General features: G+C 65.6%; 18 protein-coding genes. 7 read left to right on the forward strand and 11 right to left on the reverse strand.

Translation table 11 applies throughout. The features are described 5' to 3' along the window. Position 1: 1 nt before the first annotated feature. Entirely contained in the window at positions 2–1,474 is a 1,473-nt protein-coding gene (locus CXR02_RS05350) for an MFS transporter (RefSeq protein ID WP_104061041.1), read from the reverse strand. Positions 1,475–1,745: 271 nt separating this feature from the next. Here CXR02_RS05350 and CXR02_RS05355 point away from each other — a divergent pair, with 271 nt between their 5' ends. Next, a complete protein-coding gene (locus CXR02_RS05355; RefSeq protein WP_104061042.1) occupies positions 1,746–3,158 on the forward strand; it encodes an MFS transporter in 1,413 nt (470 codons plus the stop codon). 162 nt (positions 3,159–3,320) lie between these two features. On the opposite strand, the gene CXR02_RS05360 is transcribed toward CXR02_RS05355, so the two are convergent. The 6 genes from CXR02_RS05360 to CXR02_RS05385 form a co-directional block, all read right to left on the reverse strand. After that, a complete protein-coding gene (locus CXR02_RS05360) occupies positions 3,321–4,052 on the reverse strand; it encodes a glutamine amidotransferase (RefSeq protein WP_104061043.1) in 732 nt (243 codons plus the stop codon). Positions 4,053–4,153: 101 nt separating this feature from the next. Beyond that, entirely contained in the window at positions 4,154–4,594 is a 441-nt protein-coding gene (locus CXR02_RS05365) for a nuclear transport factor 2 family protein (RefSeq protein WP_058929593.1), read from the reverse strand. Positions 4,595–4,613: 19 nt separating this feature from the next. Beyond that, entirely contained in the window at positions 4,614–6,428 is a 1,815-nt protein-coding gene (locus CXR02_RS05370) for a biotin carboxylase N-terminal domain-containing protein (protein WP_104061044.1), read from the reverse strand. 129 nt (positions 6,429–6,557) lie between these two features. Next, positions 6,558–7,244: a nucleoside triphosphate pyrophosphatase gene (locus tag CXR02_RS05375; RefSeq protein WP_104061045.1), complete on the reverse strand. Its 687-nt coding sequence runs from the start codon at positions 7,242–7,244 to the stop codon at positions 6,558–6,560. A 9-nt stretch (positions 7,245–7,253) separates the two neighbouring features. Next, the gene (locus CXR02_RS05380; RefSeq protein WP_104061046.1) at positions 7,254–9,779 is read right to left on the reverse strand and encodes an MMPL family transporter; all 2,526 of its coding nucleotides are present in this window, start codon (positions 9,777–9,779) and stop codon (positions 7,254–7,256) included. Position 9,780: 1 nt separating this feature from the next. Then, positions 9,781–10,470: a TetR/AcrR family transcriptional regulator gene (locus CXR02_RS05385; protein WP_104061047.1), complete on the reverse strand. Its 690-nt coding sequence runs from the start codon at positions 10,468–10,470 to the stop codon at positions 9,781–9,783. 160 nt (positions 10,471–10,630) lie between these two features. Here CXR02_RS05385 and CXR02_RS05390 point away from each other — a divergent pair, with 160 nt between their 5' ends. Continuing rightward, on the forward strand, positions 10,631–11,200 hold the full coding sequence (locus CXR02_RS05390) for a hypothetical protein (protein ID WP_104061048.1): 570 nt from the start codon (positions 10,631–10,633) through the stop codon (positions 11,198–11,200). Between the two features lie 94 nt (positions 11,201–11,294). On the opposite strand, the gene CXR02_RS05395 is transcribed toward CXR02_RS05390, so the two are convergent. The 4 genes from CXR02_RS05395 to CXR02_RS05410 all read right to left on the reverse strand — a co-directional run bounded on the left by CXR02_RS05395 (position 11,295) and on the right by CXR02_RS05410 (position 16,610). Continuing rightward, positions 11,295–12,758: a dicarboxylate/amino acid:cation symporter gene (locus CXR02_RS05395; protein WP_104061049.1), complete on the reverse strand. Its 1,464-nt coding sequence runs from the start codon at positions 12,756–12,758 to the stop codon at positions 11,295–11,297. Between the two features lie 313 nt (positions 12,759–13,071). Next, positions 13,072–14,757 (reverse strand): DUF885 domain-containing protein, encoded by a 1,686-nt coding sequence (locus CXR02_RS05400; RefSeq protein ID WP_104061050.1) that lies wholly within the window; start codon positions 14,755–14,757, stop codon positions 13,072–13,074. A gap of 9 nt (positions 14,758–14,766) precedes the next feature. Beyond that, positions 14,767–15,030 (reverse strand): acyl-CoA carboxylase subunit epsilon, encoded by a 264-nt coding sequence (locus tag CXR02_RS05405; protein WP_258060817.1) that lies wholly within the window; start codon positions 15,028–15,030, stop codon positions 14,767–14,769. After that, complete coding sequence (locus tag CXR02_RS05410) at positions 15,027–16,610, reverse strand: acyl-CoA carboxylase subunit beta (protein ID WP_104061051.1); 1,584 nt, start codon at positions 16,608–16,610, stop codon at positions 15,027–15,029. Before CXR02_RS05410 ends, CXR02_RS05405 begins: the two co-directional genes overlap by 4 nt. 234 nt (positions 16,611–16,844) lie before the next feature. On the opposite strand from CXR02_RS05410, the gene CXR02_RS05415 reads away from it, so the two are divergent. From CXR02_RS05415 to CXR02_RS05435, 5 genes are all read left to right on the forward strand, one after another. Further along, complete coding sequence (locus tag CXR02_RS05415) at positions 16,845–17,732, forward strand: NAD(P)-dependent oxidoreductase (protein WP_104061052.1); 888 nt, start codon at positions 16,845–16,847, stop codon at positions 17,730–17,732. 68 nt (positions 17,733–17,800) lie between these two features. Next, a complete protein-coding gene (locus tag CXR02_RS05420; protein WP_104061053.1) occupies positions 17,801–18,709 on the forward strand; it encodes a biotin--[acetyl-CoA-carboxylase] ligase in 909 nt (302 codons plus the stop codon). Further along, the gene (locus CXR02_RS05425; protein WP_104061054.1) at positions 18,702–19,301 is read left to right on the forward strand and encodes a PH domain-containing protein; all 600 of its coding nucleotides are present in this window, start codon (positions 18,702–18,704) and stop codon (positions 19,299–19,301) included. Before CXR02_RS05420 ends, CXR02_RS05425 begins: the two co-directional genes overlap by 8 nt. After that, on the forward strand, positions 19,291–20,415 hold the full coding sequence (locus tag CXR02_RS05430; RefSeq protein WP_056348150.1) for an adenylate/guanylate cyclase domain-containing protein: 1,125 nt from the start codon (positions 19,291–19,293) through the stop codon (positions 20,413–20,415). Before CXR02_RS05425 ends, CXR02_RS05430 begins: the two co-directional genes overlap by 11 nt. 387 nt (positions 20,416–20,802) lie before the next feature. Beyond that, the gene (locus CXR02_RS05435; protein WP_104061055.1) at positions 20,803–26,928 is read left to right on the forward strand and encodes an Ig-like domain-containing protein; all 6,126 of its coding nucleotides are present in this window, start codon (positions 20,803–20,805) and stop codon (positions 26,926–26,928) included. The last annotated feature ends 16 nt before the right edge of the window (positions 26,929–26,944 follow it).

Below are 26,944 nucleotides of genomic sequence, written 5' to 3' on the forward strand. Positions count from 1 at the left end.
GTTAGACGTGTCCCATCGCATTTCGGTTGGCGTTGCGGATGTAGCAGAACCAGCAGACCGCCAGCATTACTGCATAGGCTCCGACGAATCCGTAGAAGGCCGGGGTGTAGGAACCGCTGGCCGTGTTGGAGGCGTTCAGGACCTGCGGGATGACGAAGCCGCCGTAGGCGCCGATGGCCGAGATCAGTCCGAGGGCCGATGACGCCAGCCGCTGGGTTTCAACCGTGCTGGCACCGGACTTCGCAGCCCGGCTGGACGTTGCGAAGATGATGGGGATCATCCGGTAGGTTGCGCCGTTGCCGAAGCCGCTGGCCGTGAAGAGCATCAGGAAGAGGACCAGGAACAGCCAGAAGTTCTTCAGCGGCAGGGTCCAGATCATGGTCAGGGTGATGACGGCCATGGCGGCGAACGCTGCGACAGTCATCCGGGCGCCGCCCATGCGGTCAGCCATGCGTCCGCCGTAGGGGCGGGCGAGTGAACCGACCAGCGGGCCGAGGAAGGCCAGCGAGAGTGCCACGGTGCCGACTCCGATGGAGGAGAACGCCGGGAAGTAGTCCTTGATGAGCTTGGGGAACACACCGGCGAAGCCGATGAACGAACCGAAGGTGCCGATGTACAGCAGCGCCATGATCCACAGGTGCGGTTCCTTCAGTGCTGCGACCGAGCCGGCCACGTCACCCTTGGCGCTGGTGAGGTTGTCCATGTACTTCCAGGCGCCGAAGGCGGCGATCAGGATGAAGGGGATCCACATCCAGCCGGCCATCGGCAGGTTGACGCTGCCGACAGCGAGCAGGGTGATCGCAATCGGGACGGCGAGCTGTGCGACGGCCGCACCCATGTTGCCGCCGGCGGCGTTCAGTCCGAGGGCCCAGCCCTTTTCCCGTGCCGGATAGAAGAACGTGATGTTGGCCATCGAGCTGGCGAAGTTGCCGCCGCCGAAGCCTGCAAGTGCTGCCACCAGCAGCATCACACCGAACGGTGTTTCCGGATTGGAGACGCAGAGTCCCAGGCCGACGGCGGGAATCAGGAGCAGGAGCGCGGACACGATGGTCCAGTTCCGGCCGCCGAAGCGGGGAACCATAAAGGTGTAAGGGATCCGGAGCGTGGCGCCTACCAGGCTGGGCATCGAGATCAGCCAGAAGATTTCCGAGGTGGTGAACGTGAAGCCGGCTGCCGGGAGCTGGACCACCACGATGGACCAGAGCTGCCACACCACGAAGCCGAGGAACTCGGCGAAGATGGACCAGTTCAGGTTGCGGCGGGCGATGGCCCGGCCAGCAGACTCCCACTGCTCTTTGTTCTCGGCGTTCCAGTTGGCGATCCAGCGGCCGGGACGGAATTCAAGGGCTGGGGCATCGGTTGTACCGGTGGAGGGCTGCGCGCTGGCTGATGAGGACACGCCTCCGTGCAGCGGGTCGTTGTCTATATCTACGGAATTGCCGGTACCGGCATTTGCGCTGCGGTCAACAGTCACGGTGGACCTCCTCATGGGGGATGTTGTTCTTCCACGGTAGAGAAGGCTCGTTTCATGGACGGTCGCGGTTTGTTAACGCGCTGTGACATTTGCCTATCGGCAGCCGGCCAGCGGCGTGAGGAGAGTTAACAGACCGAAGAGTGAGACATATGCCACAAGTCCGCATGGTGGACCTTTTGTCCATTGACTGGACGGCCGGAACTAATATTGAACTCTAACTACTGCATGCCGGACCTTACCGGGCCCGGCCGGTTCTCAGGAAAGTGTTCATATGTCATCTACGCAAACCACCGCGGAGCAAGGATCTCCCAAGGCGGTGAACTCACGCGGCCGCGTGATTGTGGCCAGCCTGATCGGCACCACCGTTGAGTTCTACGATTTCTACGTCTACGCGACCGCCGCCGTACTGGTCTTCCCGTCACTGTTCTTCCCCAACCAGAACGAGACCACCCAGCTGCTCAGCTCCTTCGCTGTCTTCGGAGTGGCCTTCGTGGCCCGCCCGCTGGGATCCATCGTCTTTGGCCACTTCGGCGACAAGTTCGGCCGCAAGGGCACCCTGGTGGCCTCGCTGCTGACCATGGGCATCGCCACGTTCCTGATCGGCTGCCTGCCCACGGCGCTTGTCCCGGGCTGGCAATTCTGGGCCCCGGCACTGCTGGTGGTCATGCGCTTCGCCCAGGGCCTGGCCCTTGGCGGCGAATGGAGCGGCGCGGCCCTGCTGGCCACCGAGAACGCTCCGGCCAACAAGCGCGCCATCTACGGCACGTTCCCGCAGCTGGGCGCGCCCATCGGCTTCATCATCGCCAATGTGATCTTCCTGGTGGCCAGCTACGCGCTGACGCCGGCCGACTTCCTGGCCTGGGGCTGGCGCGTGCCGTTCCTGCTCAGCGCGGTTATGGTGATCATCGGCCTCTACGTCCGCCTGAAGCTGATCGAAACGCCTGCCTTCACCAAGGTCCTCGAATCCAATGAGGTGGCCAAGCTGCCCCTGGCCCGGGTCTTCAAGACCAGCTGGCGTCCGCTGATTCTGGGCACGTTCATCATGCTCGCCACCTACGTGCTCTTCTACCTGATGACCACGTTCACGCTGACCTACGGGACCCGCGCGTCCACCCTGGATGCCGCCAAGGCTGCCGCCGAGAAGGCCGGCAAGCCGATGTCCGAGGCCGCCGCGGCCGCGTTTGTTCCCGGCCTGGGGTTCACCCGGAACGACTTTCTCTGGATGCTGATTGCCGGCGTCGTGTTCTTCGGCATCTTCACCCTGGTTTCCGGACCGCTGGCGGAGAAGTACGGCCGCCGCAAGATGCTGCTGGCCGTCACGGGTGGCATCTTCGTCTTCGGCCTCCTGTTCGTCCCGCTGTTCAGCGGCGGCTTCGTGGGCACCATGTCCCTGCTGGTCATCGGCTTCTCCCTGATGGGCCTCACATTCGGCCCCATGGGTGCGCTGCTGCCGGAACTGTTCCCCACCAATGTGCGCTACACGGGATCCGCCGTCAGCTACAACGTGTCCAGCATCCTGGGTGCTGCCGTGGCTCCGTTCATCGCCGTCGCGCTCTGGGAGCTGGCCGACGGCAGCCCGGTCCTGGTGGGTGTCTACTTGACCGCGATGTCGGTGCTGACGCTGATTGCGCTGTTCGTGAGCAAGGAAACCCGCGACCTGGACTACGAGAACAACGTAGCCTGACGCCCCGCCGTCGGGCGTTCCAGCCCGGTTGCTGACAGAAATGCCCGGCGTGTTCCCCGTTATTGCGGGGAGCGCGCCGGGCATTGCTGTGTGCGGGGCAGGCGCACCTGCGCAAGACACAGAGGAACGAACGACGACGGCGCTCGCCATCCGTCCGCAGGCTCAGTTGGCGTAGCGGTCCACGAAGTTGCGGAGGATCTTCATGGGCTCGGTGGCGGTGTACGTCCGCGCGTCCGCCATGAGTTCCTCGGCGGACTCCGGCGGGAAGTAGCCGGCGTGGCGGTAGATGTCTATCCGTGTGACCAGGCCCTCCGCGTCCAGTTCCGGGTGGAACTGTGTGGCGTACAGGTTCTGCTTGATGCGGAACATGTGGACGGGGCAGGCCTGGGAGGATGCCAGCAGCACTGCGTGGGAGGGCAAACTGGTGCAAGCCTCCTTATGCCCGGTGAAGGCGGTGAAACGCCGTGGCATCCCGTGCAGGAGCGGATCCGCGAGCCCGGCCTCCGTCAGCTCGATTTCCACGCCGCCCAGCTGTTCGCCGAAGGTCCTGTCGATCACGGCGCCCTGGTGCCTGCCAAGAGTCCCCACCCCGTAGCACGCGCCCAGGAACGGAAAGTCCTGGGCCACGATCCGGTCCAGCAGCCCGGCCAGTTCCCGCTCCACCCGGTGCTGGGTTTCGCTCTTGTGGTCTGCCGGATCGCTGGACGTGAAGGGACTGCCGCCCACAATCACCGCCGAGTAATCGTTCAGGTCCAGTTGCGGCAGGGGAGCGGCCTCAAGCCGGACACGCCTCAGCTGCGAAGAGGTCAGCCCGCCATACGTCAGGTACGCCTCATACTCTTCCTCGGCGGCGGCGTCTTCAGCCCGGGAGGCAAGGAGGAGGAAAGGCTTCACACGCTAAGTGTGCCTTCCACCCCAGCTCAACGCCAGAGGACGCAGCGCCAGCCTGCGGTTGGCGCCGGAGCACAGCCCCGGCGCCGAAGGCACGACTGCTGTCAGTGGCTGGCAGGCTGTGCGAAGGATCGCCGGGACTGCGGCTGCGCGGCCGGGTCTGCGTGGCGGTGGACCAGCTTCCAGTAGCCTTCTTCGCGCCGGAAGATGCTGGTCACACGGAGCGCGAATTCCTCTGGCGCTGCGGCGCTCTCCAGCCGGGCACGGAAGTGTTCCGTTTCCACCAGGTAGGCCGTGTCGCGTGCGGTGTAGGACGTGATGGTGTCGAACCCCAGCATCTCGCCGTCCTGGAACTGCCGGGACGCCTGGTCCAGCCGGGCCTCCACCTGGGCCCAGCCACGTGCGATGCCGCCGAACGGGTTGGCCAGCGTGACGTCGTCGAGCCTGGAATACAGGTCCTTGACGGCACCGGGATTCCCGCGGGTGATTTCCGGAACCGCCAGGTGGTAGCGGTCTACTTCTTCTTCAAAACTGGGTGCGAGCATGGGGTGCCTCCGGCAGGGTCTAGTCTTCGATCGTGGCGATGACGGCGCCGGCCGAAACCGTCTCACCGGCCACTGCGCTGAGTCCGATGATGATGCCGGAACGGTGCGCGGTCAGGGGCTGTTCCATCTTCATCGCTTCGAGAACCACCACCAGGTCACCCTCGGACACAACGTCGCCGTTGGCCACGGCAACCTTGACGATGGTGCCCTGCATTGGGGAGGTCAGCGCGTCGCCGCCGGCGGCCGCAGCCGCTCCGCCTGAACGGAGGCGTTTCTTGGACTTGTTGGACTTCGCGCCGGCGGCCGAACCCGCCCCGATCGAACCAAGGGAGGCCGGCAGGACAACCTCGAGGCGCTTGCCCCCCACTTCAACCACCACGCGCTGGCGTTCACCGGCGTCGCCACTGGCTTCAGCGGTTCCGTCCGGCGTCCAGGCGGGAATGTTGTTGACGAATTCGGTTTCAATCCAGCGAGTGTGGATGCTGAACGGCCCTTCCGCGGGCGCAAAAGCGGGGTCCGAAACAACGGCGAGGTCGAACGGGATAACAGTGGGGATGCCCCCCACCACCATTTCCTCCAGGGCGCGCCGCGAACGCTGCAGGGCCTGGGCACGTGTGGCGCCGGTGACGATCAGCTTGGAGAGCATCGAGTCGAAGTTGCCGCTGATGACATCGCCCTCCTCCACGCCGGAATCGATCCGGATGCCGGGGCCTGTGGGGTTCTTCAGGGTGGTGATGGTGCCGGGGGCGGGCATGAAGTTGCGGCCCGGGTCCTCGCCGGTGATGCGGAATTCGAACGAGTGGCCACGGACCTCGGGGTCGCCGTAGCCGAGCTCCTCGCCGCGCGCCAGCCGGAACTGTTCGCGGACCAGGTCGATACCCGTGACCTCTTCGGAGACGCAGTGCTCCACCTGGAGGCGGGTGTTGACCTCGAGGAAGGAGATGGTGCCGTCCTGGCCCACCAGGAACTCGCAGGTTCCGGCGCCGAGGTAACCGGCTTCCTTCAGGATGGCCTTGGAGGATTCGTAGAGGCGGCGGTTCTGCTCTTCGGTGAGGAACGGGGCAGGTGCTTCTTCAACGAGCTTCTGGTTGCGGCGCTGCAGCGAGCAGTCACGCGTGGAGATGACCACGACGTTGCCGTGGGCGTCCGCGAGGCACTGCGTTTCGACGTGGCGTGGGGCGTCCAGGAAGCGTTCGATGAAGCACTCGCCGCGGCCGAAGGCTGCAGTGGCCTCACGGACGGCAGACTCGAAGAGCTCCGGGATTTCTTCGCGGGTGCGGGCCACCTTGATACCGCGGCCGCCGCCGCCGAAGGCTGCCTTAATAGCCACGGGCAGGCCGAACTTGTCCACGAACTCGAGGATTTCCTCGGCGGACTGCACAGGATCGGCGGTGCCGGGGACCTGGGGTGCGCCCACTTTCTCCGCGATGTGGCGGGCCTGCACCTTGTCGCCGAGGGCCGAGATGGCCTCGGGGGACGGGCCGATCCAGGTGATGCCGGCCGCGATGACCTTGGCGGCGAACTCGGCGTTTTCGGCGAGGAAGCCGTAACCGGGGTGGATGCCGTCGGCACCGGACTGGCGGGCCACGTCAATGATCTTGTCCATCACCAGGTAGGACTCCGCGGCGGTGTTGCCACCGAGGGAGTAGGCTTCGTCGGCCAGCCTGGCATGGAGCGCGTCGCGGTCCGGATCGGCATAGACAGCCACGGAGGCAATGCCCTCGTCGCGTGCCGCGCGGATGATGCGCACTGCGATTTCGCCTCGGTTTGCGATCAGCACCTTGGTGAGGTTCGACTGCACGGGACTAGCGGACTGCTCCAAATTTGCTGACAAGGCGTCTCCTTCTTTCCTTCAGGGAGCCTAGCGCGATTTTGTGGGTTCCGCCGATATTACTTGCGGTTTCCGCGTGTAAACGGGCGCGGCTTTGTAGGGAACCTACAACTGGCCGTAAAATCGCCGCAATTATTCGGCGGACCACAGGTCCGTGATGCGTACGTTTGCGTGCCCGAGGAGGCCCCGCAGCGTGGAGACTGACAGCCCCACAACGGCGTGCGGGTCCCCGTCCACTTTCCGGATGAACGCGCCGCCCAGGCCGTCGATGGTGAAGGAGCCGGCGCAGTGCAGCGGTTCGCCCGTGGCGATGTACGCGTCGATCTCTTCCGGATCCATCTCCGTGAAGTGGACCTCGGCGGAGGCGACCGCCCCGAGCGTGGCGCCGGATCCTGGTGCCGTGCTGCCGCCGTCGGCCGCCCCATCCCCGGACTCATCGTCGGACTCGCCATCGGCCGCCGTCGCACGGCAGTCCACCAGCCAGTGCCCGGTGTGCAGGACCCCGCTGTTGCCGCTCATCCGCAGCATCCGTTCGCGGGCGACGGCGGCCGTGTACGGTTTGCCGTGCGCCTCGCCGTCGAACTCGAAGACGGAGTCGCAGCCGATGACCAGCGCGCCCTCCGCTTCCGGCAATGCGGCTACCGCCTCGGCCTTGGCGCGGGCCAGCAGCAGCGCGGTATCGTGCGGATCCGTGACGCCGTAGCGCGCCTGGACCGCATCCTCGTCCACGTCGGAGACCAGCACGGAGTGCCGGATACCGGCGTCGGCCAGGAGCTTGGTGCGGGCGGGGGACTGGGAGGCGAGGATGAGGCGGGTCACCGTTTCAGCCTAGTGGACGGGCTCGGTCAGCTTCTGCGGCTCGTTTTCGCGGCGTTCCAGCCGGGCGCCCTCCACGTCCACATCCGGCAGGATCCGGTCCAGCCACTTGGGCAGCCACCAGGTCTTTTCGCCCAGCAGGTACATCACGGCCGGCACGATGGTCATGCGGACCACAAACGCGTCCAGCAGCACACCGAAGGCCATGGCGAAGCCCAGCGGCCGGACCATGGTCAGGTGGCTGAAGATGAAGCCGGCGAACACGCTGACCATGATGATCGCGGCGGCGGTCACCACGGCGCCGGCATGACTGAAGCCGATGCGTACGGCCTTTTTGGCCGGGGCGCCATGCATATAGGACTCACGCATGCCGGACGCGATGAATACCTGGTAGTCCATCGCCAGGCCGAACAGCACACCGATCAGGATGATCGGCAGGAAGCTCAGGACAGCGCCGGGATTGGCGACGTCGAACACGCCACCCAGCCAGCCCCACTGGTAGACGGCCACCACCAGGCCGAACGCGGCGGCCAGGGACAGCAGGAAACCGCCGGTTGCCAGGAGGGGAACCACAATGGAGCGGAATACCAGCAGCAGCAGGATGAGGGAAAGCCCGACGACGATCGCCAGGTACGGCGGCAGGGCGTCACCGAGTTTTGTGGAGACGTCGATGTTGCCAGCGGTCTGCCCGGTCAGCCCGATGGTGACGCCTGTTTCGGCCTGGATCCGGGTGCCGCGTTCGCGGAGTTCGCTCACCACCTGCACCGTGCCGGCCTTGGCGGGCCCCTCTTCCGGGATGACTTGGAATACCGCGGTGCGGCGGTCTTCACTCAGTGCCACGGGCACTGTTGCCACCACGTTGTCCACGCCCCGGATCAGGTCCGCGACGTCATACTGCAGTTCCTGGGCCCGGGCTTCGTCAAGACCCGCCGGGAACTCGCCCACCACCACAATGGGGCCGGTGACGCCTTCGCCGAAGCTGCGGGCCGTGACGTCATAGGCCTGGAAGGCCTCGGAGTCCACCGGTTCGGAGCCGCCGTCGGGCAGTGCCAACTGGAGCTGTGCGGCGGGCAGGGCCAGCGTTCCCAGCAGGAGTACGCCGGCGACAAGCGCGACGACGGGGTGCCTGGTAACGAGGCCGCCCCAGCCCCGGGTGCTCTTTTCCTCATCCTTGGCCTGGTCGGCAACCTCGTGGCCGGCCTCGGCATTGTGGGCCTCGGCCTTGGCCCAGGCCCGCCGGGAAATGATGCGCCGGCCGATCAGGGACAGCATGGCGGGGGTCAGGGTGAGCGCCACCATGACGGCCACCGCGACGGTGCCTGCCGCTGCCAGGCCCATCACGCTCAGGAACGGCAACCCGGGCACCACCAGGGCGGCCAGGGCAATGATGACCGTCAGGCCGGCAAAAAGCACGGCGTTGCCGGACGTTCCGGTGGCGCGCGCCACCGATTCCTCGGGGTCCATGCCGGCCAGCAGCTGGGTCCGGTGCCGGTTGACGATGAACAGGGAGTAGTCAATGCCCACGGCGAGGCCAAGCATCAGCGCGAGCATGGGGGAGATGGAGCTCATCTCGAAGGCGCCGGACAGCGCGAACGTGATGCCCACCCCGACACCAACGCCGATGACGGCCATCAGCAGCGGCAGGCCCGCGGCAATGAGCGTCCCCAGCATCAGGATCAGGACCAGGGCCGCCACACCAATGCCGATGATTTCGGCCGTGCCGAAGAGTTCTGAAATGTCTTCGGTGATTTCCTTGCTGGCCAGCGCCGTCACACCCGCGGACGAAGTCTCATGCGCGATGTCCTGCACCTCCTGGCGCACCGCCGGGGTCAGGGCGTTGATGGAAGTGTTGAACTGCACCTGTACCACGGCAGCCTGGCCGTCCGCCGAGACAAACCGGATCCCGCCGGAAGCTTCCGACTGCCGCTTGCCCAGGTCCAGCTTGGCCTTGGCGGCCTCCCATTCCTGTGTGCCGGCGTCGAGCTGCGCCTGGCCCTGTGCCACGGCGGCCTTCTGTGCTCCGAGCCGGGCCTCGATCATGGTCGGGGTGGCGCCGCCGGCTGCGAGCTGCTGCTCCGCGCCGTTCAGCTGCGCTATCCCGGCGTCGAGCTCGGTACGTGAGGCATCCAGGCGGGCCTTGCCCGCGGCAAGCTGCTTCTCGCCGTCTGCGATGGCCTGCCCGGCCTGGTCCAGCTGGGCCTGCGTGGCGAAGGGATCCACCGTGGCCTTGACGTCAGGCAGGTCACCAAGCTTGGTGAGGGCAGCCGTGACGGCGGCGCGGCTGCCGTCAGTAAAGCCGCCTTCCGGGGCTTCAAAGACGATCGTGGCAGAGCCGCCCGACGCTGCCGGCAGTTCCTGCTTCAGCTTGTCCGCGATCCGCTGTGTCTCAGTGCCCGGAATCTGGAAGTTGTTGGACAGCGTGCCGTGGAAGGCGGCTACTGAGCCGCCGACGGCCACCAGCGCCGCGAGCCAGAGCGAAATGACCAGCCAGCGGTGGCGGTAGGAGAACTTGCCGAGGCGGGAGAGCAGCAGGGCCATGTCAGAGCCGTTCTTTGTTGAGGTGGGTAGTGGCGGTTGTGGACGTCGCGGAGGGGCTGGCTGCCGGAACGGGGCTGCCGAAGCCGGAGCCGAGGTGGCCCATGGCGTCAATGAGCAGCTGCCGCAGGACAGCGAGTGATGCGGGGGAGAGATCGGCGCCGCATCGGGCGAACCACACGTCCATGGCCGCCTTCCCGCACGAGATGACGGAGCCTGCGAGGGCGCGCAGGTACAGTTCGTCGACGACGGCGCCCGGGGTTCCGGCGAAGCGCTCCCGGGCCGCGCTGATGATCTCTTCGGTGCAGTGGTCCCACGCCTCAAGTTCGGACCGGGACAGGACCGCGTTGTCCTGGGTCAGGGTGAAGAGTTCAGCCAGCGGCGCCACCGTCATGGGGTCGGCCAGCTGCATCAGGGCCGCGCGCGCCGATTCGAGGATGGGCTCGCCGGCGGGCCGCTGCCGGAACTGCTGAAGGGCGTTGTCCAGGAACCCGTGCGTCATGGAGGCCAGCGCGGCCTCGGTGCTGCTGAAGTAGTTGAAGAAGGTGCGGCGCGAGATCCCGGCTGATTCGGCGATGTCTTCCACCGTGAAATTCCCGGGTCCCTGGGCGCGCAGCAGGGTCAGGGCGGCATCGGTGATGGCCTGGCGGGTGGCGGCTTTGTTCAGCTCACGGCGCGAGAGAAGTTCGGGCATGAAATTACACTACGTGCAAGTTTGCACGCCGCGCAAGTTGATTCACAGGAAGATGAAAGGTTCCCGACAGCTGAGCCTGAACCTGCCGCCGAAGACTGGAAGAGTCCCGTCTGGGACATCTTCACCAGCCGTCACCGGACGGCAGATCCAGGAGACAAGAATGGTACGCACAAAGAGAATTGCCCTTGGCCTCACGGCCACCGCGCTGGCCCTTGGCGCCGGGATCGGCGTCGCCGGCATGGCGTCCGCAACCACGACGCCGACGCCCACCCCCAGCGCCAGCTCAAGCGCCTCAGCCGACGGGAGCACCGGCACTGCCCCAGCTGAAGGGAAGGGCATGCGGGGTGGCCATGGCCACGGCGGCTTCCGCGGCGTGGACGCCGCGGCACTGGCTACCAAGCTCGGGGTGGACGAGGCCAAGGTGACGGATGCGCTGAAGGCATTCCGTGATGCCAACAAGCCAGCCACCCCGCCGGCTGAAGAAACCAGGCCGGACCCCGCCGCGAAGCAGGCTGAACTCGCGAAGTCCCTCGCGGCGACGCTCGGCATCGACGAGGCCAAGGTCACGGCGGCGCTTGAAGAGCTGCGCACCGCCGAACAGGCAGATCGCGCCGCGGCTCTGAAGGCGCGCCTGGACCAGGCCGTCACCGACGGCAAGCTGACCCAGGCCGAGGCCGACGCCGTGACCAAGGCGGTCCAGAATGGAGTCATCGGAGGTGGCGGCCGCTAACAAGAGGCCGGGCTGAGCGAATCCCGGCACAGAAAAGGAGAAGTCCCCGGGAGCACTTCCCGGGGACTTCTCCTGTTGCTGTTCGAGCTGTGGGTCAGGCCTTCGCGTCGGCCAGTTCGCGTCCGGCTTCCGGAGAGTCAGTACCTCCGGCGATGGCGGAAGGATCCGCGGCGGAGGAGTCGGCGTCGTCGTCCACAAACGGAGTGCCGTTGCGGGGTGCGTTGTAGAGCGCCTCGTCGAGCATGCCCTGCCGTTTGGCCACGATGGTGGGGACCAGTGCCTGGCCCGCGACGTTGACCGCGGTGCGGCCCATGTCCAGGATGGGATCGATCGCCAGCAGGAGTCCGACGCCGGCCAGGGGCAGCCCCAGCGTGGAGAGCGTCAGGGTGAGCATTACGACTGCGCCGGTGGTGCCGGCCGTTGCGGCGGAACCGAGGACCGAGACGAGGGCGATGAGCAGGTAGTGGCTGGCTTCCAGCTGGACGCCGAAGAACTGGGCCACAAAGATGGCGGAGATCGCGGGGTAGATCGCCGCGCAGCCGTCCATTTTCGTGGTGGCGCCCAGGGGTACGGCAAAGGAAGCGTAGGCGCGGGGAACGCCCAGGCTGCGCTCGGTGACGCGCTGGGTCAGCGGCAGGGTTCCGATCGAGGAGCGGGACACAAACGCGAGCTGCACGGCGGGCCATACGCCGGAGAAGTACTGCTTCACGGACAGGCCGTGCGAGCGGATCAGCGTCGGGTAAACCACAAACAGCACCAGGGCCAGGCCCACATAGATGGCGAACGTGAACTTGCCGAGCGCGCCGATGGTGTCCCAGCCGTACACGGCCGCGGCGTTGCCGATCAGGCCCACCGTGCCGAGCGGGGCGATGCGGATGATCCACCAGAGGACCTTCTGGATAACGGCCAGCGCCGACGCGTTGAGGTTCAGGAACGGCTCGGCAGCCTTGCCGACCTTGAGGGCGGCGACGCCGACAGCGATGGCAATCACCAGGATCTGGAGCACGTTGAAGCTGATGGAGGTGCTGACTGTGGTGGCCGCGGTGGCACTTTCAGTCACGGTGGAGCTGGCACCCAGTCCGAGGAAGTTCTTGGGGAACAGTCCGATCAGGAAGGACCACCAGTCACCGGACTTGCCGGCGTACTTGGCCTCCTGGGTGATGCCGGTGTTGGCGCCGGGCTGCAGGAGCACGCCGAGGCCGATGCCGATCACGACAGCGATCAGGGACGTGATGGCGAACCACAGCAGGGTGTTCCAGGCCAGCTTGGCGGCGTTGGAGACTTGGCGCAGGTTCGAGATCGAGCTCACCACGGCGGTGAAGATCAGCGGAACCACCGCAGTCTGCAGCAGTGAAACGTAGCTGGAGCCGATGGTCTGCAGCGTGGCGCCGAGGCCGTTGGGCTCTGCCTTGGTGCTGCCCGTGTACTTGGCCAGCAGGCCGAGGCCCAGGCCCACAATGAGGGCGGCGATGATCTGGAAACCGAACGAGCTGGCCCACTTGGGCAGCTGGAAGCCGGTCTTTCCTGCGGATTCGGGGGTGCGGGTTTGAGTGCTCACCAGAACACGCTAGGCCCGGGTTTCTTATCACGGTGAACAGATGTTGAGAAATGTTACGCCGCCAACCGAGCTATGGAGGCGCGGAATCCCCGTAAATCCGGCGCCGATCAAGGTAATTGTGAAGTTATTCCCAGCCCGGATGTGGCAAACGTCTCGCCATTTTACGACCGGGAGGGGAGGCACCCGGCAGCGTGCGTCAAAGCGACGAAGTGGGCCCACGCCGGCAGGGTCCCCTGGCCGAGCTTGCGAGGTTAGGGAGCCGGTGGGGCGCAGCACGCCGAGGGTGTCTGCCCTCCCGGGCGGACGACGACACTTACGAAAGCAGCGCCCGGCGGAGGGTATCGAGCCCTACGGAGCCGATGTTCAGTGCTCGCGTGTGGAAGGCCTTGAGGTCGAATCCGGGCCGGGTTTCGAGGTCGGCCCGGATCTGTTCCCAGAGGCGCTGTCCCACTTTGTAGGACGGGGCCTGGCCGGGCCAGCCGAGGTAGCGGGTGAATTCGAATTTGAGCTGGCCTTCGCTGATGGGCAGGTTCTCCTTGAGGAAGTCGTAGCCCGCCTCCGGGGTCCATGTTCCGCTGCCCCAGCGTTCGGGGATCTCCAGTTCCAGGTGGACGCCGATGTCGAACACCACGCGCGCCGCCCGCATCCGCTGCATGTCCAGCATGCCCATGTGGTCGCCGGGATCGGCCAGGTAGCCGAGTTCCTGCATAAGCTTTTCGGCGTATAGGGCCCAGCCCTCGCCGTGGCCGGAGGTCCAGCAGATGTTCCGCCGCCACTTGTTCAGGAGTTCCCGCCGGTAGGTGGCGGTGGCTACCTGCAGGTGGTGGCCGGGGACGCCTTCATGGAAGACCGTGGTGGTTTCGGCCCAGGTGGTGAAGGTGTCTTCGCCGGCGGGAACTGACCACCACATCCGGCCGGGACGGCTGAAGTCATCGGAGGGGCCCGTGTAGTAAATTCCGCCCTCGTCGGTCGGGGCGATGAGGCATTCGAGCTTCTTCATCACGTCCGGGATTTCGAAGTGCACGCCGGCAAGCTCGGCAACTGCCTTGTCCGAGAGTTCCTGCATCCACGCCTTGAGGGCCTCCGTGCCCTTGAGTTGGCGGGCGGGGTCGTTGTTGAGGACGTCCTTGGCTTCCTCGATGCTGGCCCCTTGCTTGATGGTGGACGCGACTTTTTCCTGCTCGGCGATGAGCCGGTCGAGTTCCTGGACTCCCCATGCGTAGGTCTCTTCGAGGTCGACGGCGGCGCCCAAGAAGGAGCGCGAGGCCAGTGCGTAGCGTTCCCGGCCGACGGCGTCCTGCTGCGGGGCGGCAGGCAGAAGTTCCGTGCGGAGGAACTCCCCGAGCTCCCGGTAGGCACCCCGGGCGGCGGCAGCACCGGCGTCGAGCTTTCCCTGCGTTTCGCCCGGCAGGGGACCGTCGGCAGTCCGGGCCCCGGCGGCGAGCTTGGCGAAGAAGCCGTCTTCGGCGGCGTATTTGGTGGTCTGCTCGATGACGATGGAGACCTGGCGTTCGGACGCGACCTTGCCCGCGTCCCGTGCCTGGCGCAGTGATTCGGTGTAGCCGCGGAGTGCGCCGGGGACGTTCAGGGCGCGGCCGGCGATGTGTTCCCAGTGCTCAGCGGTTTCTGTGGGCATCAGGTCGAAAATGGCCCGGATGTCCTGTGCGGGGGAGGCGATGTTGTTCAGCTCCGCCTCGTCCCAGCCCGATTCGTGGATTTCCAGCTGGAGGCCCAGCCGTTCCCGCATCGCGTCGAGGGTGACGGCGTCAACGTCGTCCTGCGGCGTCAGGCCGTCCAGCGCAGCAAGGGCCTTTCGGGCTTCCGCTGCGAAACCGGCGATGCCGGCGGGGGAGTAATCCGGGTACTCAGTCTCGTGCCCCGGCAGCCCCAGCGTGGTGGCAAGCGCCGGGTTCAGGCGGATGAGTGTGTCGGTATAGTCATCCGCCACGGCATCGATGGCGGAGTGCGGACGGGCGGCGGGGGCGGCTTCGGTAGTCACCCCACGAGCCTAACCCCGGCTCCGTCTCCAGGCGCCGGGACCCGGCGTCGGGGCGAGCCGCAGCTGCTGGCGGCGCACCCAGTCGCGGGCGGTGGGCTTCCCGTCGGCCACGGCGTCCGCGCTGCCCAGGGAAAGCACGACGGCGGTCAGCGCCGCGAGTTCCTCGGCCGATGGTTGCCCTTTGACTACAGAAAGCACGGGGGCATCGGCGGGCGCGTTGGTTTCTACAGGCTCAACCAACGGGGCTCCGACCAGCGGATTTTTCGCGATCACAGCGGGATGTTCCCGTGCTTCTTGGTGGGCAGGCTCGCCCGCTTGTCGCGGAGGGCGCGGAGGCCCCTGATGATCTGGCCGCGGGTATCGGACGGTGCGATGACCGCGTCCACGTAGCCCAGCTGGGCGGCCTGGTAGGGGTTCAGCAACTCTTCTTCGTACTGGCGGATGACCTCGGCGCGCCGGGCCTCAACGTCCCCGCCGGCCTCGGCAACGGCGGCCAGGTCGCGGCGGTACAGGATGTTGACGGCGCCCTGGGCGCCCATCACGCCGATCTGCGCCGTGGGCCACGCCAGGTTCAGGTCCGCGCCGAGCTTCTTGGAGCCCATCACGATGTACGCTCCGCCGTAAGCCTTGCGGGTGATGACCGTCAGCTTGGGGACGGTGGCTTCGGCGTAGGCGTACAGCAGCTTGGCGCCGCGGCGGATGATGCCCTGGAACTCCTGGTCCTTGCCGGGCAGGAAGCCGGGCACATCCACCAGGGTGATGATGGGGACGTTGAACGCATCGCAGTTCCGGACAAAGCGGGCGGCCTTTTCCGAGGCGGCAATGTCCAGCGTGCCGGCGAACTGCAGCGGCTGGTTGGCCACGATCCCCACGGTGTGTCCCTCAACCCGGCCGTAGCCGATCATCACGTTGGGGGCATACAGGGACTGCATCTCCAGGAAGTGTGCGTCGTCAACGATCTGCTCGATGACGGTGCGCATGTCGTACGGCTGGTTGGCCGAGTCGGGGACGAGCGTGTCCAGGGCGAGGTCGTCGTCGTTGATCTCCAGCTCCTGCTGGTGCTCCAGCACCGGGGCCTCTGCGAGGTTGTTGGACGGCAGGAAGTCCAGCAGCTCGCGGACGAACTCGATGGCATCGGCTTCGTCGGAGGCGAGGTACGTGGAGGTGCCTGTGTTGGCATTGTGCTGGCGGGCGCCGCCGAGGGTTTCCATGTCCACGTCTTCGCCGGTGACGGTCTTGATGACGTCCGGTCCCGTGATGAACATGTGCGAGGTCTTGTCCACCATCACCACGTAGTCCGTGAGGGCGGGGGAGTAGGCCGCGCCGCCGGCGGACGGTCCCATGATGAGCGAAATCTGCGGCACCACGCCGGATGCGTGGACGTTGTTGCGGAAGATGTCGGCAAACATGGCCAGCGAGGCCACACCTTCCTGGATGCGGGCACCGCCGCCGTCGAGGATGCCCACTACGGGGCAGCCGTTGCGCAGGGCAAATTCCTGCACCTTGACGATCTTCTCGCCGTTGACCTGGCTCAACGATCCGCCATAAACCGAGAAGTCCTGGCTGTAGACGGCAACGGGACGCCCGTCCACGGTGCCGTAGCCCGAGACCAGCCCGTCGCCGAGCGGCTTCTTCTTTTCCATGCCGAAGGCGGTGGAGCGGTGCACGGCCAGCGCGTCAAGCTCCACAAATGAACCTTCGTCCAGCAGGAGGTCCACGCGCTCGCGGGCGGTGTTCTTGCCGCGGCTGTGCTGCTTTTCGATGGCTTCGGGGCCGGAGGGTTGTTCTGCACGGGCCTGGCGGTCGCGGAAATCGGCGATCTTTCCCGCTGTCGTTGTCAGATCGTGGCTCATCAAGTGTCTCCGGCTCTGTAGCAGATTGGTGCTGTAACAATGTGGTGCTGCGTGCGGTGGTAAAGGCAGGTCAGGTGCGGGATTTAAGTAGATTCCACACAAAAGACGAACCCTGCTGGCTAGTCTAATGACGCATCTGCGTGGGACGACTGTAGAAAACCTACAATTTTCCGCACTTTCCAGCGGTCAGCACTATGTTACTTGCCAGTAACATAGCTCGGCTACAGTGGAGCCATGACTTCCAGCAACGACGCAAGGTCCACTGCCGCAGGGCCCTACCAGGCCACCGGGTCCCTTCGGGGCCGCACCATTCTGATGTCCGGCGGCAGCCGCGGCATCGGGCTGGCCATTGCCACCCGGGCGGCACAGGACGGTGCCAATATTGTCCTGATGGCCAAGACCGGACAGCCCCACGCCAAGCTGGCAGGCACCGTCTTCAGCGCCGCCGAGCAGGTGGAGGCCGCCGGGGGCCACGCCCTGGCAATCGTCGGTGATGTGCGCAGCGACGAAGACGTCGCAGGAGCCGTGGCGGCCGCCGTCGAACGCTTCGGCGGGATCGACATCGTGCTTAACAATGCATCCGCGATCGATCTCTCCACCACCGACGACGTGGACATGAAACGCTACGACCTGATGCAGGACATCAATGTCCGCGGCACGTTCCTGCTGTCCAAGCTGTCACTGCCCGCCCTCCGCAAATCGGCCCACGCACACATCCTGACGCTGTCGCCGCCCCTGAACCTTGACCCCCACTGGGCAGGCAGGCACCTGGCCTACACCATGGCCAAATACGGGATGAGCCTCACCACGCTGGGCCTTGCCGAAGAACTCAAGGCCGACGGAATCAACGTCAACTCGCTCTGGCCGTGCACCCTCATCGATACCGCGGCCATCCGGAACATGCCCGGTGGCGAGGAGATCGTCCAGGCCGCGCGCGGACCACAGATCATGGCCGACGCAGCCCACGCCGTCCTCACCGGCGGCAACCTGGCCGGCGCCGGTGCACCCAGCGGAAACTTCTACACGGACGAACAGGTGCTCCGCGCGGCGGGTGTCACCGACTTCCGTCCGTACAGCCTCGGGGCCGCGGAGGATCGCCTGGTTCCGGACATATTCCTCTGAGCCGCGGGTTCCAGTCATGTGGCTGTGGGAACCGCCAGCGGCGGCGCCTGAGTCGATAGGATTCAACCATGGATGACTCACACACCCCAGGAAATCCGTTGGATCGTGGAGCCTTGGCGGACCAGGATTTCCTGGCGGCCACAGGCATCGCCAAGGTGGTGGTGGTGGACTCCACCGGTTCCACCAACGCGGACCTCCTGCGCTCGGTGACGGTTGAGCCAAAGGAGTGGCCGGACCTGTCAGTGCTGACGGCCGAGTACCAGACCGCCGCCCGCGGACGCCTGGACCGGCGGTGGGAAGCGCCGCCGCTGAGCTCGGTGTCGGTGTCCCTGGTCCTGCGGCCCGCCAATGCCGAAGGCAGGCCCCTGCCCACGCACACGTATTCATGGCTGTCACTGCTGGGCGCGCTGGCGCTGCGGGAGACGCTTCTTGAGACCGCGGGCATTCCGGCCGAGCTCAAATGGCCCAATGACGTCCTGGTCCGTGACCGCAAGATCGCCGGGATCCTGGCCCAGCTGGGGCCCATGGGGGACGGCTCTGTTCCTCCGGTCATTTTGGGGACCGGCCTGAACGTGACTTTGACCGCGTCGGAACTCCCTGTGCCCACAGCGACGTCGGTTGCCCTGGAAGAACCGCTGACTGTTGATCGGACCGTGCTGCTCAAGAGCTACCTCGCCCATTTCGCCGTGCTCTACCGCAGCTTCTGCAATGCCGACGGCGACCCCACCGCCGGGATTGCCGGCGGCCCTTCGCTCCACAAACGGGTGGAGTCCGCCATGGTGACACTGGGCAAGCAAGTGCGCGCGCAGCTGCCCGGTGACCACGAGATCATCGGGCACGCTTCGAGGCTGGACGAGTACGGCTCACTGCTGGTGGTGGACAAGGACCGCCGCGAGCATGTGGTCACCGCCGGCGATGTTGTCCACCTGCGCCCGTGGACCCCGCCGGGCCAGGGCGCTGAAAGCGGCTATGCGTAAAGGCCTCGTGCCGGGCGAGCAGGTCATTACAATCACCCGCCCGCAGCCGAGGAAGCTGGCCGGCCCGGCCGCAGCCTTCATTGCGGCACCTGCCGCTGCAGCTTTTGCCAGTGCCTGGACCGTGCGGGGTGAGGCTACGCGGCTGGTGCCGGTGGCTTCCGCCGACTGGACACCGTGGATCGTCCTGGCATGCGTCCTGGCCGCTGCGTGGATATGGTTGGCATATTGCCTGCCTCGGCTGCTGCGGTGGCAGGCAACCCGGTACATCCTCACGAGCCGGCGGATTGTTGCCCGCTACGGCATGATGCGGCGCCGGGACGAGCAGGTCAACCTCGCGTCGATCCGCAACGTGACGGTCCACCAGTCGGTGCTGCAGCGCATATTGCGCTCCGGGAATATATCCTTGGAAACCGGGTATGAAGGTGTGGTGAACATCCAGGACGTCCCGGAAGCAGTACGGTTCCGGGACTTCGTGCTGGATGCGATTGACGAACTGCCTGTGGGCGGGGACCCGGGGACTGATGAGATATCGGATTACACAGACGAAGCGTTGCCGTGGGAGTTGAGAGAAGGTGGAGACGATGAACGATGAGGACCAGCGGGACGAAGCGGACCTGCCGGCTCCCGCCGTGCCCGAAACTGCCCACCCAGCGACAGGCACACTCTCTCCGGAACGAGTGGCTGCCAAGGCTCTAGAGACCCGGCTGTTGGGCGGCGAACGGAAGCTGCGGCGCCGTGAGGTGGCCGCCGGGGCAGGTCTGTCCCTCCTTTCGGCCCGGAAGCTCTGGCGTGCCCTCGGCTTCCCGAACTTCGGCGACGAAGACGTCGCCTTCACCGAACGGGATCAGGCTGCGCTGTCCACCGTGGTTGACTTGGTCCGCACCGGGGTACTGACCGAAGAGGCCGCCATCTCCGTGACCCGGTCCATCGGGCAGATGACAGACCGCATGGTGGTCTGGCAGATCGAGGCCTTGGTGGAGGACATGGTCCACGAGCAGGGCGTCACGGACGCTGTGGCGCGCAAACGCTTGGTGAAGGAACTGCCCTCCTTGCTGGACGCCCTGGAGGAGATGCTGGTCTATTCGTGGCGGCGGCAACTCAATGCCGGCGTGCAACGCCTGGCCGTGCGCGCCGAGGCCGGCCTGCAAGCCAGCGAAGAAGGCCGCGACGGCGATGAGGACGATGCCCCCCTGCCGCTGGCCCGCGCCGTTGGTTTTGCTGATCTGGTTTCCTATACGAGCCTCTCCCGCCGGATGAATGAAAAGACCCTCGCCCGGCTGGTCCAGCGCTTTGAAAACAAATGCGCCGAGATCATTTCCGTTGGCGGCGGGCGGCTGGTCAAGACGGTAGGCGACGAAGTCCTGTATATCGCGGAAACTCCGGCTGCCGGAGCCGAGATCTCGCTTGCCCTGGCACAGGCGTTCACCGAAGACGAGATCCTGCCGGAAGCGCGGGTGGCGATGGTCTGGGGCAGGATCCTGTCCCGGCTGGGGGACATCTACGGCCCCACGGTCAACCTCGCCGCCCGGCTCACCACGCTGGCGGATCCGGGAACGGTCCTGATCGACTCCATGACTGCTTCCGCGCTGGACCAGGACAAGCGCTTCATTCTCGTTCCGCAACCCGCTGAAAATGTCCGTGGCTTCGGCGAAATCCATCCCGTACTCCTGGCACGCGGACAAGGAAAAGGCCTGGTCCTCGACTAGCCGTTTACCGTCCCCGGCCATGAACTTCGCCCAATGGCTTGCGAAACAAATCCGCGTGCCACAAAATCCGCGCGCAGGAAGAGGCTCCGCTTCGGACGCTACATCGTGGCGTCGCCCAAGAAACTGGGACGGTACGGGGAGCCATGGAATACCCCATTGCTGAGCGTCAGGGACGTGTTTGTTCTGACCTGCGGGTTTATCCAGTTGTTGGCGTATCGCGCTATAGTCGACCCTGGCGGCGGCCAGTCGCGCAGCACTAGGGGAGCGCTCCCCATCGCGGCAGCAGCCATGCTTCGGTAGGCTGACGCTGGGAACAGAGAGCCCGGTATCGGGTCTTTGGAGGGGCCGCACTGGGGGCCGCGACACAATTGAGGGATTAGTAACGCTGTGACATCACTGCTGGGGAAGTTCGGTCTCAAGAAGCGCCACAACAAGATCGTTACGGGTTCGGCCTTTGCCGCGGCCGGCGCTGTGCTGGTCGCCGGTGCGATCATCTATCCGGGGTTTAAGACCACTGAGGTGGAGTTGAACGACGGCGGCGTGTGGGTAGTCTCCAAATCCAAGAATGCCGTGGGCCGGTTGAATTATCCCTCGCGGGTTTTGGATGGTGCGGTGACGCCGGCGAGTACCACCTTCGATATTCTCCAGAATGCCGGGGATGTGTTTGTAGATGATGAGACGGGTTCGACGTTGAACCAGGTTTCTCCTGCGAACATGCGCCTGGGTGGGGACAAGCAGCTGCCGGGTTCGGCGGATGTGAGCTTCGGTGCCAGCGTGATCTCAGTAACGGACGCCGCATCGGGGAAGGTCTGGGCGGTGTCGCCGTCCACGGTAAATGGTTTTGACCAGGAAGCCTCCGAACCTGTGATGGTTGGCTCCGAAGGCCTGGTCTCCGCAGTCGGTACCGATGACCGGATCTACAGTGCCGATCCCAAGTCGGGCGCGGTGACTGTCACGGAGGTGGACGCTAACGGTGAAGTGGTGTCCACCGATTCGAGTACGTGGGGTGAGTTGAAGGGTGCAGGGGACCTGCAGATCACGGTGGTGGGGGATAAGCCGGTGGTGTTGGATGCTGCTGCGGGGAAGTTGTTCCTGCCGGGCGGTAATCGGCTGCAGTTGGAGAATGCGCGGGATGCGAAGCTGCAGCAGGGCGGTCCGGCGAGTGATTTTGTGGCGGTGTCGACGCAGAAGGCGTTGTTGAAGCAGCCGCTGGATGGTTCCACGGCGAAGACGGTGACCTTTGATGGTGAGGGTGTGCCGGCGGCTCCGGTGCAGTTGGCCGGGTGTGTGCATGCTGCGTGGTCCGGGGCGAACAAGTACGTCCGTGACTGTGCCAATGATGCTGATGATAAGAACGTGGACGTGCCCAAGGCGAGTGCGTCGCCGTCGTACGTTTTCCGGGTGAACCGGGACCTGGTGGTCCTGAACGATGTGAACTCGGGGAATGTGTGGCTGGTGAACCAGAACATGCAGCTGGTGAACAACTGGGACGACGTTGTTCCTCCTAAGAACGAATCCGATGAGCAGGACCAGGAATCGGCGGACAACAACACCATCAACGTCCTGCCGGACCGCACCAAACCGAACCGGCCGCCGGAAACCAAACCGGACACCCTGGGCGTTCGTCCGGGGCGGACCACCATCCTCAGCGTCCTGGACAACGATTCTGATCCCGACGGCGACGTCCTGACCGCCGCCGTCGGCGATTCCGGGCCCAAAGCCGGAACGCTGGAAAGCATCTACGGCGGCACCGCCTTCCAGATCTCCGTTCCCGCGGACGCCAGGCCCGGCGCCGAGACGTTCAGCTACAACGCCGCCGACGGCCGGGGACTTTCAGCAGGCGGACAGGTCAGTCTCAACGTGGTGGGACCGGATGAAAATAAGGCGCCTGTCTTCAAGCGCGGCGGAGACTCCACCACCATGCTGGTGGAACAGGGCAAAACCGTCAGCCAGAACATCCTCACCGACTGGGTTGATCCCGACGGCGACGACCTGGTCCTGCTGGAGGCCAAGGCAGACAACGACCAGGACCAGGTCAAGGTACGCCGAGACGGCCTGCTCACGTTCCAGGACTCCGGAGCCACCGCCGGCAAGAAAAACGTGGAAGTCACCATTTGGGACGGCCGGGCAACGGTCACCGGGAAAGTCGTGGTGAACGTCCAGCCGCCGGGTGCGCTGGCGCCGGTGGTCAACGCCGATCACGTCACTGCCGTGGTGGGCCAGGACCTGGTGATCGCGCCCCTGAAAAACGACGTCGATCCCAACGGCGGCGCCCTCCGCCTGGCACAGGTGGAGGCCAACGGTCCTGCCGAACTGGGCCCCGTCACCGACGGCGGTACTTTCACGTTCCGCAGCTCCACTCCCGGTCCCGTGTACCTGACCTACATCGCCAGCAACGGCCCGCAGAGCAGCCAGGGCCTGATCCGGGTTGATGTGGAGTCCGGCAAGGACGCCGGTGACCCCGTGGCCGTGCATGACGTTGCGCTGATGCCCACCGGAGGCAGCGTGCTGCTGGACCCGCTGGCCAATGACTCGGATCCTTCCGGCGGCGTGCTGGTGCTGCAGTCCGTGAAACTCCCGGACAACACCACGGCCTCGGTCAGCGTGATAGACCACAGCGTCCTGCGCATCACCGATGTGCTGGGCACCAAGGACCCGTTCCTTTTTGAATACACCATGTCCAACGGCAGGAAATCAGCCACCGGCAGCGTCTCCGTGGTCCCCGTGCCGGCCCCCGCCGTCGTCGAGGCCCCCCAGCCCAAACCCGACGAAGTGAACGTCCGGGTCAACGACGTCGTCACCATCCCGGTGCTGGACAACGACACGCACCCGCAGGGCCTGGAACTGAGCGTGGACCCCGTCCTGCCGCAAGCCGTGGACGAACTGGACGGCAAGAGCTTCGTCTCGGAAAACACCCTGCGCTTCATCGCCGGGCCGCAGCCCAAGACGGTGCGAGCCATCTATAATGCCGTGGACCCGCAGGGGCAGAAGAGCGCCGCCGCCGTCACCATCCACATCCTTCCCTTGGAGGGGGCCGAGAATTCGAGGCCGCAGCCTCAGAATCTCACCGCCCGTGTGGTTGCCGCCGGTTCGGTCCGCATCCCGGTTCCCCTGGACGGCATTGATCCCGACGGCGACTCCGTTCAGCTGACCGGTATCGACAGCACCCCGGCCATGGGAACCGCCACCGTGGGCAGCAACTTCATCGACTTCACCGCGGCCGGCGACGGCGCCGGCACGGATACGTTCCGCTACAAGGTGGTTGACCGCCAGGGCGCCGTCAACACCGGGACCGTGACGGTGGGTATCGCCCCCCGTGGCGAAACGAACCAGAACCCCACCCCCGTGGATGACGAGGTGAAGGTCCGGCCGGGACGGCAGATCGCTGTCGACGCCACCGGCAACGACACCGATCCGGACGGCGACATCATCCGCATCCTCACGGACGGTATTGAGGCCAACGACGCCCTCCAGGCCACCGTCAGCAGGACCAGCGGCCGCATCATCCTGACTGCTCCCGGTGCTGCCGGGACGGTCAACGTCCGGTACACCATCGCCGACGACCGCGATGCCACCGCCCAAGCCACCATCCGCGTGGTGGTGGACAACGAGGTTCCTCTGAAGGCGCCCATTGCCCGCGACGACCGGGTCACCTCGGCCCAGGCGATGGGCAAGACTGCCGTGGACGTGCCGGTCCTCAAGAACGATGAAGACCCTGACGGCGTCGGCGAGAACCTCAAGCTCAGCACCGAGTCCCTCACCGCACGCCCGGGGCCTGACGGCACCATGCTCGTAGACCTGACCGAACAGCCGCAGCTGATTCCGTACACCGTCGAAGACGTGGACGGCCAGAAGTCCACAGCCATCATCTGGGCGCCGGGGCTCGGACAGCAGGTTCCCACCCTCGCCAAAGACGAGGTTATTGAGGTCATCGCCGGACAATCCGTAAACATTGACCTCAAGGAATGGGTCAAGGTCCGGGAAAGCCGATCGCCTCGATTAACACAGACTGACCGGATCAAGCTCATCGGTTCAGACGGCAGCAACCCGGTTTCCGGTGACGGAACCGCGCTGAAATACACGGCCGGCGTTGACTACGTGGGCCCGGGCTCGCTGAGCTTTGAGGTTACCGACGGCACCGGGCCGGATGATCCTGCAGGGCTGAAATCCACCCTGAGCATCCGCACAAAGGTGCTGCCTGATCCCAACCGCAACAACCCGCCGGAACTCCTGGGCGCGAACGTTGACGTGCCGAAGGGCGATAGCGCCACCCTTGACCTGGGCAAACTGACCGCTGATCCGGACCGTGACGACCTCGAGAACATGAAGTACGAAGTCGTGGGCGGCAGCCCGGCCGGCTTCAACACAAGCATCGAGGGCAAGATCCTGAAGGTCTCCGCCGCTGATTCCAGCGGCACCGGCACCACCGGTGCGGTCCAGATCAAGGCCAAGGACTCCCGCGGGCTGGAGGCAACGGCCACCTACCAGCTGGCTGTCACGGCCTCCAACCGGCCCAAACCAGTGGCCAACGATGACCTGGAGCCGAACGCGGCCGCCGGGAAGCCGGTCACCGTGAAGGTGCTGGCCAACGACTCAAATCCGTTCCCCGAAACTGCGTTGAAGATTATTTCGGCATCAACCGAGACGGGCCAGGGCGGCGCAACGGTGTCCGGGGACTCGGTAACGGTGACGCCGTCGTCCGGTTTCACCGGGACCATGGTGGTTGCCTATACCGTGGCAGACAAGACGGGAGACGATTCCCGCAATGCCACGGCGCGAATCCGGCTTACCGTCAAGGACAAGCCCCTGGCGCCGACTACCCCGCAGGCGCAAAGCGTTGGCGACAAGACCGCCCTGCTCAACTGGTCTGCCCCGGCAGACCGCGGTGCGCCCATTACCAAGTACACGGTCTACGGCGAATCGGGCTTCAGGCAGGACTGTCCGGCGAACACCTGCACGTTGACCGGGCTGGTCAACAACACGAAGTACCACTTCGAGGTCACCGCTACCAACGAGTTCGGCGAATCTGAACGTTCCCCGGCCTCCGCCGAGGTCCGCCCGGACGTCAAGCCGGACACGCCCCTGGCGCCGACCCTGAAGTTCGGTGACAAGCAGCTTTCCGTGAACTGGGTGGCACCGGCCAGCAAGGGATCGCCCGTCAAGTCATACGATCTGGAAATTTCGCCGGCCCCACCGGGACAGAACGCCCAGATCCAGAACCTGACAGCGGTGAGCTACGTCTGGAAGGGCCTCCAGAACGGAGTGTCCTACAAAGTGCGTGTCCTTGCGCGCAATGATGCGAAGGATCCGTCCGAGTGGAGCGCGTATTCGGCGGCGGAAGTGCCTGCCGGTGTACCTGCCACTCCTGCCGCGCCTACTGCTGCAGATGCCGGTTCCTTGGGGACCCAAAGCCAGCTGCGTGTCAGCTGGACTGCGCCGAACAACAACGGTGATGCGATCTCCTCGTACACCCTCAACACCCTGCGGGGCGGGGCCGTGGTTGCCACGCAGCCGGTAGCTTCTGGCACCACGCAGAACGTCACTGTGGACAACTCCGAGAGCAACTACACCTTCACCGTTTCGGCCACCAACAAGGCCGGCACCAGCGGCACCAGCAACCCGTCGGCCCAGATCCGGGCGGCCGGCAAGCCGGGCCAGGTAAGCAGCGGAACCGTGGCTGACACCGGTAACAGCGGCCAGCTTCGCGTGACGTTTACGCCGCTTACCCAGGCTCAGCGGAATGGTTCGACGGACACCGAAATCCAGTACACGTACAACGCAGACGGCAAGTCAGGAAGCATCCAGGCCGGCGGCGGAACCATCGGTGGCCTCACTAACGGCCGGGACATCACGGTCACCATCATCGCGACATCCACCAAGAACAACGTGTCCGGGGACGCCAAAGCCATCGGTACCGGCAACCCCTACGGTCCGCCGAACGCACCCAACGTGAACGGCATGACTTCGCCCAAGGGCGACGGCCAGGTGCACTGGACCTGGAACAACCCCAACACCAACGGCCGACCGCTGAACCGTTACGAAGTGAGCATGGACGGCGGCGGCTGGCAGAACGTGGGGCAGGCCAACAGCTTCGATACCGGCGCTGGAGGCTGGGACAGGAGCCATAACCTGCGCGTGCGTGCCGTGACCGTGGTGGACGGCGCCATTGGCGGGCCTATCACGTCCACGTCCGGCGCCGATCCCACCCCGCCGCCCGCACCCACGAAGGTCCGAGTCAAGCCTTCCACCAACAACAGCTGCCCGGGCAAGCCAAATGTCCCGGATCGCTACAGCAACGTGGGCGGGGACGCGCGTTGCGGTTCCAGCGATGCGAACTGGGTGTCCACCTCGGACGGCTGGATCGACAGCGCCTGCTGGATGAACATCTACGGCTCGCCGGAATCGGACCCGGGGTACTACAAGTGGTACCGCATGGACGGCGGCCCGCATGCGGGCTGGTACGTCAAGCTCGCCACCATCGATATCAGCGGCAGGGACGTCCCCCGGTGCTGACGGCCCCGCCTGCAGT

Origin of the sequence: Arthrobacter sp. 4R501, from assembly GCF_002929755.1 — a bacterium.
In the GTDB taxonomy this organism is placed as follows: domain Bacteria; phylum Actinomycetota; class Actinomycetes; order Actinomycetales; family Micrococcaceae; genus Arthrobacter.

Excerpts from the sequence above, each read along its gene's own strand:
- CXR02_RS05365 (WP_058929593.1), bottom strand. The coding sequence starts at position 4,594 with ATGCTCGCACCCAGTTTTGAAGAAGAAGTAGACCGCTACCACCTGGCG.
- CXR02_RS05355 (WP_104061042.1), top strand. The coding sequence starts at position 1,746 with ATGTCATCTACGCAAACCACCGCGGAGCAAGGATCTCCCAAGGCGGTG.
- CXR02_RS05420 (WP_104061053.1), top strand. The coding sequence starts at position 17,801 with ATGGATGACTCACACACCCCAGGAAATCCGTTGGATCGTGGAGCCTTG.
- CXR02_RS05415 (WP_104061052.1), top strand. The coding sequence starts at position 16,845 with ATGACTTCCAGCAACGACGCAAGGTCCACTGCCGCAGGGCCCTACCAG.
- CXR02_RS05385 (WP_104061047.1), bottom strand. The coding sequence starts at position 10,470 with ATGCCCGAACTTCTCTCGCGCCGTGAGCTGAACAAAGCCGCCACCCGC.
- CXR02_RS05390 (WP_104061048.1), top strand. The coding sequence starts at position 10,631 with ATGGTACGCACAAAGAGAATTGCCCTTGGCCTCACGGCCACCGCGCTG.
- CXR02_RS05425 (WP_104061054.1), top strand. The coding sequence starts at position 18,702 with ATGCGTAAAGGCCTCGTGCCGGGCGAGCAGGTCATTACAATCACCCGC.
- CXR02_RS05410 (WP_104061051.1), bottom strand. The coding sequence starts at position 16,610 with ATGAGCCACGATCTGACAACGACAGCGGGAAAGATCGCCGATTTCCGC.
- CXR02_RS05380 (WP_104061046.1), bottom strand. The coding sequence starts at position 9,779 with ATGGCCCTGCTGCTCTCCCGCCTCGGCAAGTTCTCCTACCGCCACCGC.
- CXR02_RS05430 (WP_056348150.1), top strand. The coding sequence starts at position 19,291 with ATGAACGATGAGGACCAGCGGGACGAAGCGGACCTGCCGGCTCCCGCC.